The following is a 13,331-nucleotide window of genomic DNA, read 5'->3' on the forward strand; positions in this document are numbered from 1 at the left end:
TCTGGTCGTACGCCATGAACGTGGCGCCGCCGGACTTCGCGAGCACCTTCGTGATGGCCGCCGTCAGCGACGTCTTGCCGTGGTCCACGTGCCCAATCGTTCCGATGTTCACGTGGGGCAGGCTGCGGTCGAATTTTTCCTTGGACATGAACCACTCCTCACGACGGCACCGGTGCAACCCCGGCGGTCTGGAACTTTGGGAGAGAACTCCCGAGCGGTGCTGCGTGTGCTTCAAAGCCGCTGGAACGTCAATACAATTCGCCCGGCGGCTTCCCCTGCAGGCAGGGCGTCAGCGGTTGAGCGCTGACTTGGGCGCGGCTGCGTAGTGCTTGAACTGCATGGTGTACGTCGCCCTTCCCTGGCTCTTGCTGCGCAGGTCGGTCGAGTAGCCAAACATGGCGGCCAGGGGCACCTCCGCCTGGATGGCCTGCACGCCGCCAGGCCGGGGCGTCATCCCCAGGATCTTCCCGCGCCGGCCGTTCAGGTCGCCAATCACGTCGCCCATGGAGGCCTCGGGGGTGAGGACCTCGGTGGCCATGATGGGCTCCAGGAGCACCGGCTGGGCCGCGCGGACCGCGTCCTTGAAGGCCAGGGAGCCGGCGATCTTGAAGGCCATCTCCGACGAGTCCACGTCGTGCATGGAGCCGTCGTAGGCCTCCACCTTCACGTCCACCATGGGGTAGCCCGCCACGGGGCCGTTCTGCATGGCTTCGCGGGCGCCGTCGCGCGCGGCGTCCACGAACTCCTTGGACACGGCGCCGCCGGTGATGCTGTTGATGAACTCGAAGCCCTTGCCGGGCTCGTTGGGCGACACGCGCAGGTGGATGTGGCCGTACTGGCCCTTGCCGCCCGTCTGGCGGATGTACTTGCCCTCCGCCGTCTGGGTGGTCGTCACCGTCTCGCGGTAGGCCACCTGGGGCTTGCCGATGTTCGCGTCGACCTTGAACTCGCGCAGGAGCCGGTCGACGATGATCTCCAGGTGCAGTTCGCCCATGCCGGCGATGAGCGTCTGGCCCGTCTCCTCGTTGGTGCGCACGCGGAAGGACGGATCCTCCATCGCCAGCCGCTGCAGGGACTGGATGATCTTGTCCTGGTCCGCGGTGGACTTCGGCTCGATGGCGATGTCGATGACCGGCTCGGGGAACTCCATCCGCTCCAGCACGATCTGCTGCTTGTCGTCGCAGAGCGTGTCGCCCGTCGTCGCGAGCTTCAGGCCCACGACGGCGCAGATGTCACCGGCGTAGCACTCGGTGAGCTCGTCCTTCTTGTCCGCGCGCATCTGCACGAGCCGGCTGACGCGCTCGCGCTTGCCCTTCACGGAGTTCCACACCGCCGTGCCCGCCTCCAGCTTCCCGGAGTAGACGCGCAGGAACGTCAGCGTCTGCGAGGAGAAGGACGGGTCGTTCATGATCTTGAACGCCAGCGCGCTGAAGGGCGCGTCGTCGCGCGTCTCGCGCACCGCGTCCTCGCCCTTGGGCGTCTTGCCCTGGATGGGCGGCACGTCCAGCGGGCTGGGAAGGTAGTCCACCACCGCGTCCAGGAGCGGCTGCACGCCCTTGTGGCGGAACGCCGAGCCGCAGAACACGGGGAACAGCTTCAGGCCCACGCAGCCCTTGCGGATGGCGCGGCGCACCTCGTCCTCGGTCAGCTCCTGGCCCTCGAGGAACTTCTCCGTGAGCGCGTCGTCCTGCTCGGCCGCGGCCTCCAGCAGCTCCGCGCGCGCGGCCTGCGCCGCGGCCTGGAACTCCTCCGGAATCTCCACGATGTCGATCTTGCTGCCCTGTTCCTGCTCCTGGAAGACGAGCGCCTTCATGCGGACCAGGTCGATGACGCCCTTGAGCTTGTCCTCGGCGCCCAGCGGCAGCTGCATGCGCACGGGGCGCGCGCCCAGCTTCTCGCGGATGGTGCCGACGGACATCTCGAAGTCCGCGCCCACGCGGTCCATCTTGTTGATGAAGCAGATGCGCGGGACCTTGTAGCGGTCCGCCTGACGCCACACCGTCTCCGACTGCGGCTCGACACCGTTCACGGCGTCGAACACGGCGATGGCGCCGTCGAGCACGCGCAGCGAGCGCTCCACCTCGATGGTGAAGTCCACGTGCCCCGGCGTGTCGATGATGTTCACGCGGTAGCGGTGGCCCTCGCGCTCCCAGAAGGCGCTGATGGCGGCGGAGGTGATGGTGATGCCGCGCTCACGCTCCTGCACCATCCAGTCCGTCGTGGTGGTGCCTTCGTGCACCTCGCCCATCTTGTGGATGGCGCCTGTGTAGAACAGGATCCGCTCGGTGGTGGTCGTCTTGCCGGCATCGATGTGCGCCATGATGCCGATGTTGCGGTAGCGCTCGAGGGGGAACTCACGGGCCATGATTCAGTTCCTTCCAGGGAGGCGGGAGGCGCCGGAAGCGGCCCTGTCCACCCACCGACCGGACATCTCAGAGAACCTGCTGTGCTGACAAACAAAACCGCCCGGACGCTGATCGCGCATCCGGGCGGCAACCGCGAAGCCCCTGACGGGACCTACCAGCGGTAGTGCGCGAAGGCCTTGTTCGCCTCCGCCATCTTGTGCGTGTCTTCACGCTTCTTCACCGCGTTACCGCGGTTGTTGGCGGCGTCCATGATCTCGCCGGCCAGCTTCTCCTGCATGGTCTTCTCACCGCGCGCCTTGGCGTAGGAGATGATCCAGCGCATGCCGAGCGCGACGCGGCGATCCTGACGGACCTCCACGGGGACCTGGTAGGTCGCGCCACCGACGCGGCGGCTCTTGACCTCCAGCACCGGCTTGACGTTGTCCAAGGCCTTCTTGAAGGTCTTGAGGGGGTCTTCCTTCGCGCGCTCCTCCATGAGGGCGAAGGCGCCGTAGCACACGCCCTCCGCGATGGACTTCTTCCCCTTGCGCATCAGGTCGTTGACGAACTTGGTGACGAGCCGGTCCTGGAACTTCGGATCCGGGAGAATCTTCCGCTTGGCGACTACGCGACGACGAGGCATCTCTTCCCTTACGCCCCACTCCCCTCTTCAGAGGAAAGCTTCGCGGGGCTTCAAGACTTGGATTTCGAAAGGACACTCCCCAGGGTGTGGGGCCAGCGTCCGACACAACTTCAAGGACTGCGAAGGTGTTCCGCGCCAACGACGCGCGGGGGGACTAGCTGGGACGCTTCGCACCGTACTTCGAACGGCTCTGCTTGCGACCGGCAACGCCCACGGAGTCCAGCGTGCCGCGGATGATGTGGTAGCGAACGCCCGGGAGGTCCTTCACGCGGCCTCCGCGGATCATCACCACCGAGTGCTCCTGGAGGTTGTGACCCACGCCGGGGATGTAGGAGGTGACCTCGATGCCGTTGGTCAGACGAACGCGGGCCACCTTGCGGAGCGCGGAGTTCGGCTTCTTCGGAGTCGTGGTGTAGACGCGGGTGCACACGCCGCGCTTCTGGGGGCACTCCTTCAGGGCAGGGCTCTTGCCCTTGATGTTGAGCTTCTCGCGGCCCTTGCGGACGAGCTGGCTGATGGTCGGCACTGAAACCTCTTCTTCGATGGGAACCGCTTCCGGACACACGGAAGCGGAGCATATCTACCTACAGGCTACAGAAAGGCCCGCGAGTATAGGGAGGGGCCCTTGGGTGTCAAGCATGGCCAATCCCCGGGCCGGACGCTCTACTCCGCGTACTCCTAGAAGTCGAGGACCATCACGATCGCGTCCTCGCCCTCGTCCGCGTAGTAGTTCGGCCGGATGCCGACCGGCCGGAAGCCGAGCGAGCGGTAGAGGCTGAGCGCGGACTCGTTGCCCCGGCGCACCTCCAGCGTGGCCAGGGAGCAGCGACGCGCGACGCCCCGGCGAAGCACCTCGTCCATCACCGTGCGCGCGACGCCCCGGCGACGGTGGACGGGGGCGGTGGCCACGTTAAGGACGTGGACCTCGTCGTGGACGATCCAGAAGATGGCCAGCCCCAGGAGGGCCACGCCGCCCTCGGGGAGCGGCTCCTCCACGAGCAGGATGGTGGACCAGTCGTGCTGGAGCTCGCGCTGGAGCAGCTCCGGGGACCAGGGGTTCTTGAAGGACTGCTTCTCCAGCGCCATCACCGCCGGCATGTCGTCCACGGTCATCTGCCGGAGGATGAAGCCCTGCGCCTTTTCGGGAGTCCCGTCCTCCCGCAGCCGTCTCATCGCCGTGCCTCCCGCGCGAAGGGCGCCACGCGCCGCACCTGCGCCGACTTGCGTACTTCAGCCAGGGCCTGTGCCGCCAGCTCCCCGTAGCGCGCCCGCACGAGCTGTTCGCGGATGGCCGTGCGCGCCGCCTGGTCGAACTCGCCGGGGTACACGTCCCGGTGTTCGTCATAATGGTGGCGCACCTCCGCTTCGCTCACCTGTGCCTTCAAGCGCACCCGACTGTCCAGGATCCGCTCCGCCCGGAGCCCCCGCGCCAGCACGGCCAGCAGGGCCTCCCGGTCCACGTCGTGCCGGGCGAGAAAGCGCCTCAGCCCCTCCTCCCCTCCCAGCCTCGTCCGGAACGCGTCCAGGCGGGCCTCCACCTCCGAGGGCTCCGCCGGGAAGGCCTGCAGCCGGTCGGCACTCAGGACCTGGAGCCGCTGGTTGACGGAGAGCTCCAGGGCCCCCTGGAGGGTCTGCTCGTCCAGCGGGAGGGCGGCAACCTGCACGGCCCCTCGCTGGATCAGCGCCACCCGGGCCTCCATCTCCAGCTCGCTCTGGGTGAGGACCTGGCCCTCGATGACCGCCACGATGCGGTCCATCACCCTGCCCTCCTCCCGGGAGGGGGCGGGCGCGGCGGCGTGGGCGGTGGTCGACCAGAGCCTGGGCCCGAGGGGGGCGCCCAGCAGCCAACACGCCAGCCCCAGGTGAACCGCTCGACCTCCTCGCGGCGCTGGCATGACCTTCCTCATCTTCCGGCGACTCTAACCATCCCGGCCCTGTCCGGACATCCCGTGCTGGCGCTCACCGCCCCGCTGGTTACGTTCCTGGATGTCGGGTACTGCACGGCGAGAACTATGGCGGACGACTACTACCAGATTCTGGGCGTGCCACGGACGGCGTCCGCGGACGAGATCAAGAAGGCCTTCCGGAAGCTGGCGCGCCAGCACCATCCGGACGTCAACCCGGGTGACAAGAGCGCGGAGGAGAAGTTCAAGCGCATCAACAGCGCCTTCGAGGTGCTGAGCGACCCGAAGAAGCGCCCGCTCTACGACGAGTTCGGCGAGGACGCGGAGAAGATCGGCTTCGACGAGAAGAAGGCCACGGCCTACCGCCAGTACCGCGCCGCCCAGGCGGCCGGGGGCGGTGGCGGCGTCGGGGGCATCCCCTTCAGCACCGAGGGCGTGGACCTGGGGGACCTCTTCAACGACATCTTCGGGCGCTCGGGGAGCGGCGGGCACGGCGGCGGCTTCGACGTGGGCGACCTCTTCGGGCGGGGCCGGGGCGGCAGCCGGGCGACTGCGGCCGAGCGCGGCGACGACCTGACGACCCGCGTCCAGGTTTCACTCGCCGAGGCCGTGTCCGGCACCGAGCGCACGCTGTCCCTCCAGCGGCCGGGCCGGTGCGGCAAGTGCCACGGCGAGGGCCACACGGGGAAGCTCGTCACCTGCCCCACCTGCAACGGCACCGGCCGCTCGCGACGGGGCGGCGCCGTGTTCGGCGGCTCGGGCGTGTGCCCCACCTGTCGAGGCAGCGGCCGGGCCCCGGAGTCCTGCACCCAGTGCGGCGGCAGCGGCATCCAGGAGGAGACGACGCGGTTGACGGTGAAGATTCCGGCGGGCGTCCTGACGGGCTCCAAGGTGCGGCTCGCCGGCCAGGGCGCGGCGGGCGTCCATGGCGGGGCCCCCGGCGACCTCTACATCGAGACGGAGGTGGCCGAGCACCCGCTCGTGCGCCGCGAGGGCGATGACCTGTACCTGGACCTGCCGGTGACGGTGTCCGAGGCGCTGCTGGGGGGCGAGGTGCGCGTGCCCACGTTCCAGGGCGAGGTGACGCTGAAGGTGCCGCCCGGTTCACAGTCCGGCCGGAAGATGCGGCTCAAGGGACGGGGCGTTCCGTCGCTCCGGGGCGGTACGCCGGGCGACATGTACCTCCTGCTCCAGGTGAAGGTCCCCGAGGAGGCCACCGAAGAGGTGCGCGCGGCCGCGGAAACGCTGGCGCGGGCCTACCGGGGCGACGTCCGCCGGGAGTTGACGCTGTAGTGTGATGGCCTTTCGTTGCCACGTGTTGTCTCTTGTCCTGGAAGGCGCCCCGTCCTACATGGCGCCTCCACCTTCCGAATCCGGAGCGGGTACGTACCTATGGGTCTCTTCGATTTCCTCACGGGCGGCTCGGGCCCCGAAAAAGCCCTCAAGCTCAAGTCCAAGGTGACCCAGAAGTATGGGGAGCCTTCCACGCGGCAGAAGGCCCTGCAGCAGCTGGGGGAGATGAAGTACCCCGAGGCCGTGACGGTGCTGCTCAGCCGGTTCACCATCACCGTGGACCCGCTCACCACCGACGCGGACGAGAAGGAGCACACCTTCGAGCTCATCAAGGGCTTCGGCCAGGAGGCCGTCGCGCCGGTGAGCGCGTTCCTCAAGCAGAGCGAGCACGCCACGTCCTGGGCACTGCGCGTGCTCCAGGAGCTCCTGGCGGAGGACGCGCTCCTGGGCGTCATCACCGACACGCTCCAGCACCTGTCGTCCCGCTACACGCGCGACCCGGAGAAGAAGGTCGTCCTGCTCCACCACGTCCAGGGCAAGCAGGACCCGCGCGTGGCGCCCGCCGTCCTCCCCTTCCTGGAGGACATGTCCGACGACGTGAAGATCGCCGCCATCAACGTCCTGGGGCCCCTGAAGTACGAGGCGGCCCGCGAGCCCCTGCTCCAACTGCTCACCAACGAGGACACCGCGCGCCGCGTGCAGACGGCCGCGCTGGCGGCCCTGGCGGAGAGCGGCTTCGCGGTGCAGGGCTACCAGGACAAGGTGCAGGCCGCGCTCGTGGAGCCCTACAGCCTGGACAAGGACGGCCGCGTCCAGCGCCGGGCATGAGCAGGCAGCGAACGCTCGCGCTGTCGGACACCGGACATGGGCCCCCTCCCCGGGGGCTGGCACACACCGGGGTGGTTCCCTCCCACGGGAGACATGAAGCAGGATTCACCCGTGCCATCGAAGAAGAAGGGTCCGCAGCTCGCTGAAGTCGTTCACCTGCGCCCCGCTGCCGCCACCGTGAAGAAGGCTCCACCGAAGCGGGCGGCGAAGCCCCCGCCTCCCGTGGACACGGACTCCGCCGCCCAGGCGCTGCTGGAGATGGGCCGGCAGCTCACCGACAACGCGGGCCCCACCGAGGCCCTGCGGGCGCAGCTCCAGACGCTCCATTCGCTGCTCAAGCCCAAGGTCTGCTACGTCGCGCGCCACTTCCCGTCGCGCAACCAGCTGCACGTGGAGCACGTGCGCGGCCGCTACGACGAGCGCGTCACCGCCGCCGTCCCGGGCGAGGGCGTGGTGGGCCGCTGCTTCACCGACAAGGCCCTCTTGCGCGAGGACGACACCGTCGCCGTGCCCCTGGAGGGGCCGCAGGGTGTGACGGGCGTGCTCGTCGTCCTGGGCGCCCGGCGCAGGGCGTCCGACATCCTGATGCAGTCGCTGGCGGCGCAGCTCACCGCGGCCTACGAGGTGGCCCGGCTGCGCGACGATAGCGCCCGGCGCAACAAGGACCTGCAGACGGCCATCGCGGGCCTCAAGAGCCTGGAGCAGAACCGCGAGGAGCTGCTCGGCAACGTGTCCCACGATTTGAAGAACCCGCTCACCACCATCAAGGCCTACCTGGCCATGCTGGGCCGGGAGAAGCTGGGCCCCCTGACGGACGGCCAGCGCCGCGCGGTGCAGATCTGCGATCGCAACTCCGACCGGCTGTTGCAGCAGGTGAACGACCTGGTGCTGATGTCCCGGCTGTCGTCCGGGAAGATGCAGCTCAACCAGCGCCCCTTCGGCCTCAAGGCCGTGGCGGAAGAGGTGGTGCGCGGGCTGGGCGCCGTCGCCGAGCACAGCCGCGTGCGCGTGGTGATTCCGCCGTGTCCGGAGGTGTTCGTCCGCGGCGACCGCGAGCGCATCTCCGAGGCCATCCACAACCTCGTGGAGAACGGCATCCACCACAGCGAGACGGACGACGTCGTCGAGGTGAGCGTGGCGTCCGCCGAGGGCCTGGGCACCCTCACCGTGAAGGACTCCGGCCAGGGCATGACGGCCGAGGCGCTGGAGCACGTCTTCGACTCGTTCTACCGCGCGCAGCCCGGCATGCCGCGTCCCCCGGGCGCGGGCCTGGGCCTGCCCCTCGTGGCGAAGATCGTCGCGCTGCACGGCGGGCGCGTGGACGCCTCCAGCGTGCTGGGCGAGGGCAGCACGTTCCAGATGGTCCTGCCCCTGTTCGCGAGCGCCGTCAGCGCCCCGGACCTGAGCCAGGCCGCGCCCAAGGCGGGCGGAATCCTCCTGGTGGAGGACGACGTGGACTGCCGCGAGGTGCTGGAGCAGGTGCTGGAGCAGGAGGGCTACCGGGTGATGGCCACGTCCGGCGCCGCCGAGGCGCGCTCCATCCTGTCCCACATCCGGCCGGCCATGGTGCTGTTGGACCTGCGGCTGTCGGGTGAGGACGGACGCTCCGTGCTGCACTTCATCCGCACCACCGAGTCCCTGGCGGACGTGGTCGTCTACATCATCTCCGGGGCGAGCGACGTCGCGTCCCTCACCTCGGGTGAAGGTCCGGACCGCATCGACGGGTACTTCGAGAAGCCGCTGAAGCTGCCCAAGCTGCTGGACACCGTGGCCGCCGTGGTGCGCCCCCGCAGCCGCGGCCCCGCAGTGCCCTGAACGACGGCTCGGGCGTCTTCGTCACAGAAGAGGTGGCAGGAAGACGCCCCGCCTTGGGTAGTATCCGCGCGGCCCATGAGCACTTCCGTCTATTCCCGCTACCGCGCCGCGTTCGCCCAGGCTCTTGCCGGGGCTTTGGGCGTCCCCGCTGCTGACATCGATTCGCAGGTGAAACCCGCGGATCCCGAGCACGGCGACCTGAGCTTCGCCACGTTCCCGCTCGCCAAGGCGCAGAAGAAGGCGCCGCCCGCCATCGCCGCGGCGCTCGCGCAGTCGCTCCAGGTTCCCGGCCTGGAGGTGAAGGCCGTAGGCCCGTACGTCAACGCGCGCTTCCTTCCCCTGCCCTTCACCCAGGAGGTCATCGACAGCGTGCGGCTCGCGGGCGTCGCCTACGGCAGCGACGCCGAGGAGGGCAAGGGCAAGACGGTGGTCATCGACTACTCGTCGCCCAACATCGCCAAGCCCATTGGCTTCCACCACATCCGCACCACGTTCCTGGGCCACTGCATCGCGAACCTCTACCGCGCGCTCGGCTGGCGCGTGGAGGGCATCAACTACCTGGGTGACTGGGGCAAGCAGTTCGGCCTCGTGGCCGTGGGCTTCCAGGAGTACGGCGACCCGGCGCGCATCACGGACATGGCCCACCTGGTGGAGGTGTACGTCAAGGCCAACAAGCGCGCCGGAGAGGACCCCGTCTTCGACGAGAAGGCCCGCGAGTTCTTCCGCCGCATGGAGGCGAACGAGCCGGAGGCGATGAAGCTCTGGAACCAGTTCCGCGAGACGAGCGTCACCGGCTTCAAGCGCGTCTACGCACGCATGGGCATCGCCTTCGAGCACATCGAGGGCGAGAGCCGCTACCAGGGCCGGATGGACGCGGTCATCGAGCAGATCGCGAAGAAGCCCGGCGTGAAGGAGTCACAGGGCGCCATCATCGTGGACATGCCCTACGCGGAGAACGAGCCGCCCGTCCTCTTGAAGAAGAACGACGGCAGCACGCTCTACGCCACGCGCGACCTGGCCGCGGCGGAGGACCGCCACGCGCGCTTCCAGTTCGACAAGTCGCTCTACGTCGTCGCGCAGGACCAGGCGCTGCACTTCCGCCAGGTGTTCCGCACGCTGAAGGAGATGGGGCAGCCGTGGGCGGACCGGTGCATCCACGTGCCATTTGGCCGCATCCACGGCATGAGCACGCGCAAGGGCCAGGTGGTGGAGCTGGATCAGGTCCTGGACGAGGCGAAGGAGCGGGTGCTCCAGCGCGTGAAGGAGAACGTCGCCGCGGGCAACCTGGAGACGGCGGACGCCGACGCACTGTCGGAGCAGATCGGCCTGGGCGCCATCGTCTTCGGCGACCTGAAGCACAACCGCGCCAGCGACTACACCTTCGACTGGGACGAGGTGACGAGCCTGGAGGGTCACACCGGGCCGTACCTCCAGTACGCACACGCTCGCAGCGCGAACGTGCTGCGCAAGGGCGGCGGCGTGCCGGCGAGCTATGATCCGGCGCTGTTGACGCTCCCGGAGGAGCAGGCCCTGGTGCGCGAGCTGATGCGCCTGCCGGACGTGGTGCGCGCGGCGGCGGAACAGTACGAGCCGAGCCTCGTCGCGCGGTTGCTGCTGGACGTGGCGGCGGCGTACAGCCGCTACTACACGGCCGGCAACAAGGAGCGGGACAAGCGCATCCTCGTGGAAGGCAATGACCCGGTGCGGGCGGCACGACTGGCCCTCACGGACGCGACGCGCATCACCCTGGCCGCGGGCCTGAGGCTCTTGGGCATCCCGACGCCGGAAAACATGTAGCCTGGGGGGCTGCCGTGGACACCGCGCTGGTGCAGACCGTGACGCAAGGAGAAGCCTTGAAGGAGGAATTCGGTCCCATGTCCCGGGTGCTCGGGGCACGGTACTTCGACGGGGTGCTCTTCCCACCCGAGGCCGAGAACGAGCTGCGGGCGCTCAGCGCCCGGGGCTTCGTGGTGCACGTCATGCGCACCACGGCCTGGATCAACTTCCTCTACCTCGCGTGGGCCATGGTCCGCCGGGCCATGCCGCCCATCCGCGCGGTGGTGAACCTGCGCCCCTGGTTCACCAAGCCGTGGCGGCAGACGGCGCACGCGGGCGAGGTGGAGGAGCGTTTCCGCTACGCCGGCCAGCAGGGCGGCAGCGGGCTCGTGTTCCTGCGCCGCACCGCGCTCCTGCACGCCTCCGGCAAGGAGACGCGCGAGGACCCCTTCCCCGCCCTGGTGCGGCTGGCGCGCGGCTCCGACCGGCCGGTGTTCCTGGTGCCGGAGCTGTTCGTCTGGGAGAAGCGCGCCGCGAAGCTGAAGCCGGGCTGGCGCGACGTGGTGTTCGGCAGCCCGGAGGCACCGGGCTTCGTGCACTCGATGGTGGCGTTCTTCCGCAACTACAAGCGCGCGCAGTTCCGCGTGGGAGAGCCCATCGACCTGCGCCGCTTCATCGAGGAGAACCCGCAGGCCACCGACGAGCTGCTGGCGCGCAAGGTGCGCAGCGCGCTGCACGTGCACCTGGCGCGGGAGACGCGCGCCGTGTTCGGCCCGCCGCAGAAGCCCACCGCCCGGCTCATCGACGAGACGCTGCGCGACCGGCAGCTGCGCAAGACGCTGGACGAGCACGCTGCCGCCACCGGCCGCAAGCCGGCGAGCGTGCAGCGGGAGGCCCGCCGCAACCTGGAGGCCATCGCGGCCCGGCCCAACCCGTCCGTGCTGGCGCTCATCGCGCCCATGCTGGAGTGGGTGTTCAACCGCATCTACGACGGCATCGGCGTGGACGAGGCGGGCCTGCACCGAGCGCTCAAGGCCGCGGGCCGCGCTCCGGTGGTGCTCTGCCCCAGCCACAAGAGCCACGTGGACTACCTGGTGATGAGCTGGGTGCTCTGGAGCCGCGGCTACACGGCGCCGCTGGTCGCCGCCGGCGCCAACCTGTCCTTCTGGCCCCTGGGGCCGCTGTTCCGCCGCTGCGGCGCGTTCTTCCTGCGCCGCTCGTTCAAGGGCGACAAGGTCTACGCCGCGACCTTCAAGGCGTACATCAAGAAGCTGGTGCACGACGGCCTCCACCAGGAGTTCTTCCCCGAAGGCGGCCGCTCGCGCACGGGCAAGCTGCTCACGCCCAAGCTGGGCATGCTCACGTGGCAGGTGGAGGCGGTGCTGGACGGCGCGCGCAACGACCTCTACTTCGTGCCCGTCTCCATCGACTACGAGAAGGTCGTGGAGTCCGACAGCTACTCGAAGGAGCTGGCCGGCGGGGAGAAGAAGCCGGAGGACCTCAAGGCCCTCCTGAGCGCGCCCAAGGTGCTGGCGGCGCGCTACGGCCGCATCCACCTCACCTTCGACGAGCCGCTGTCGCTGGTGGAGTTCATGCAGGCGCGTGGCCTGTCGCCGCAGGTGCCGGTGACGAACGAGCAGAAGAAGGGCCTCGTCCGCGCGCTGGGCAACCGGGTGATGTACGGCATCAGCAAGGTGTCCACCGTCACGCCGCATGCGCTGGTGAGCGCGTCGCTGCTGGCCCACCGTCGGCGCGGCCTCACGCAGCGCGAGCTCACCGACCGGATCAGCCTGCTGCGCCGCATCGCGCACGAGGACGGCGCGCGGCTGTCCCCGGAGCTGGTCAACGCGCCCAGCAACCCGGAGACGCTGGGGCCCATCCAGGACGCCATGCGCGAGTTCATCTCCGACGAGATGGTGCGCACGCAGGAAGCGCGCAGCGAGGTCAGCTACCAGGTGGAGGACTCGCGCCGCGCGGAGATGTCCTTCTACAAGAACACGCTGATGAACCTGGTGGCCGCGCGCAGCCTCGTGGCCAACGCGCTGCTCGCCGGCACGCCCGCGCCGTACGACGTCGTGAAGGCCCGCGCGCTGTTCCTGTCGCGCCTCTTCAAGGTGGAGTTCATCTACCGGGTGGGCGCGTCGTTCGACACCATCTTCGCCGAGTGCGTGGAGGGGCTCGCGCGCATGGGGCTGGTCATCCAGGACGGCGACACGCTCGAGCAGGCTCCGGAGGCCCACGCGCAGCCGGAGCTGGAGTTCATGGCGGACCTGCTGCGCGACTTCCTGGAGGCCTACCTGCTGGCGGCGATGACCCTGCCCGACGTGGCCGCGGGCGCCGCCACCGACCGCAAGTCCTTCGTGAAGCTGGCGCTGGAGACGGGGCGCGGTGAGTACAACGCCGGCCGCATCACCGCCGCCGAGTCGCTGGCGAAGACGACGCTGGAGAACGCGGTGGAGTACCTGTTGGATCAGCGCATCCTCGTGGAAGAGGACAAGAAGCTGAAGCTGGGCGACCCCGCCATGGCGGCCACATTGCCCAAGAAGAACCCGCTCGCGGACGCCCTCCGCGCGTACCTGCACCGGGCCTGAGCCCCGCTCCGCAGCACCCCGAAGCGCACGCGGCACCCCCACCTTCCGCCTCCGGGCGGAGGGGCAGGAGACGACACGGTGGATGAAGCCTCCCCTCCCAGCGACCCGCAGCCGGTAGGGCCCACCACCGTGCCGC

Annotated in this window: 11 protein-coding genes; 5 read left to right on the forward strand and 6 right to left on the reverse strand. The window is 69.3% G+C overall.

The window, feature by feature from the left end:
- The 6 genes from D7V97_RS29030 to D7V97_RS29055 form a co-directional block, all read right to left on the reverse strand.
- On the reverse strand, positions 1-148 hold a 148-nt coding region (locus tag D7V97_RS29030; RefSeq protein ID WP_233582667.1), incomplete at its 3' end, for a GTP-binding protein.
- A gap of 141 nt (positions 149-289) precedes the next feature.
- Positions 290-2,365, reverse strand: a complete 2,076-nt coding sequence (gene fusA, locus D7V97_RS29035; RefSeq protein WP_120613886.1) for an elongation factor G — start codon at positions 2,363-2,365, stop codon at positions 290-292.
- A gap of 152 nt (positions 2,366-2,517) precedes the next feature.
- A complete protein-coding gene (rpsG, locus tag D7V97_RS29040; RefSeq protein WP_014395858.1) occupies positions 2,518-2,988 on the reverse strand; it encodes a 30S ribosomal protein S7 in 471 nt (156 codons plus the stop codon).
- Positions 2,989-3,142: 154 nt separating this feature from the next.
- Positions 3,143-3,514 (reverse strand): 30S ribosomal protein S12, encoded by a 372-nt coding sequence (gene rpsL / locus D7V97_RS29045; protein WP_014395857.1) that lies wholly within the window; start codon positions 3,512-3,514, stop codon positions 3,143-3,145.
- A 152-nt stretch (positions 3,515-3,666) separates the two neighbouring features.
- Positions 3,667-4,161, reverse strand: a complete 495-nt coding sequence (rimI, locus tag D7V97_RS29050) for a ribosomal protein S18-alanine N-acetyltransferase (RefSeq protein WP_120613887.1) — start codon at positions 4,159-4,161, stop codon at positions 3,667-3,669.
- Complete coding sequence (locus D7V97_RS29055) at positions 4,158-4,745, reverse strand: hypothetical protein (protein ID WP_233583290.1); 588 nt, start codon at positions 4,743-4,745, stop codon at positions 4,158-4,160. Before D7V97_RS29055 ends, rimI begins: the two co-directional genes overlap by 4 nt.
- A 255-nt stretch (positions 4,746-5,000) precedes the next feature.
- On the opposite strand from D7V97_RS29055, the gene D7V97_RS29060 reads away from it, so the two are divergent.
- The 5 genes from D7V97_RS29060 to D7V97_RS29080 all read left to right on the forward strand — a co-directional run bounded on the left by D7V97_RS29060 (position 5,001) and on the right by D7V97_RS29080 (position 13,195).
- On the forward strand, positions 5,001-6,185 hold the full coding sequence (locus D7V97_RS29060; RefSeq protein WP_120613889.1) for a DnaJ C-terminal domain-containing protein: 1,185 nt from the start codon (positions 5,001-5,003) through the stop codon (positions 6,183-6,185).
- A gap of 99 nt (positions 6,186-6,284) precedes the next feature.
- The gene (locus D7V97_RS29065; protein ID WP_120613890.1) at positions 6,285-7,013 is read left to right on the forward strand and encodes a HEAT repeat domain-containing protein; all 729 of its coding nucleotides are present in this window, start codon (positions 6,285-6,287) and stop codon (positions 7,011-7,013) included.
- A 111-nt stretch (positions 7,014-7,124) separates the two neighbouring features.
- Positions 7,125-8,828: a hybrid sensor histidine kinase/response regulator gene (locus tag D7V97_RS29070; RefSeq protein ID WP_120613891.1), complete on the forward strand. Its 1,704-nt coding sequence runs from the start codon at positions 7,125-7,127 to the stop codon at positions 8,826-8,828.
- 75 nt (positions 8,829-8,903) lie between these two features.
- Positions 8,904-10,625, forward strand: a complete 1,722-nt coding sequence (gene argS, locus D7V97_RS29075) for an arginine--tRNA ligase (RefSeq protein ID WP_120613892.1) — start codon at positions 8,904-8,906, stop codon at positions 10,623-10,625.
- 14 nt (positions 10,626-10,639) lie between these two features.
- Complete coding sequence (locus D7V97_RS29080; protein WP_120613893.1) at positions 10,640-13,195, forward strand: 1-acyl-sn-glycerol-3-phosphate acyltransferase; 2,556 nt, start codon at positions 10,640-10,642, stop codon at positions 13,193-13,195.
- Positions 13,196-13,331: the final 136 nt, after the last annotated feature.

Origin of the sequence: Corallococcus sp. CA053C, from assembly GCF_003611675.1 — a bacterium.
Lineage (GTDB): Bacteria > Myxococcota > Myxococcia > Myxococcales > Myxococcaceae > Corallococcus.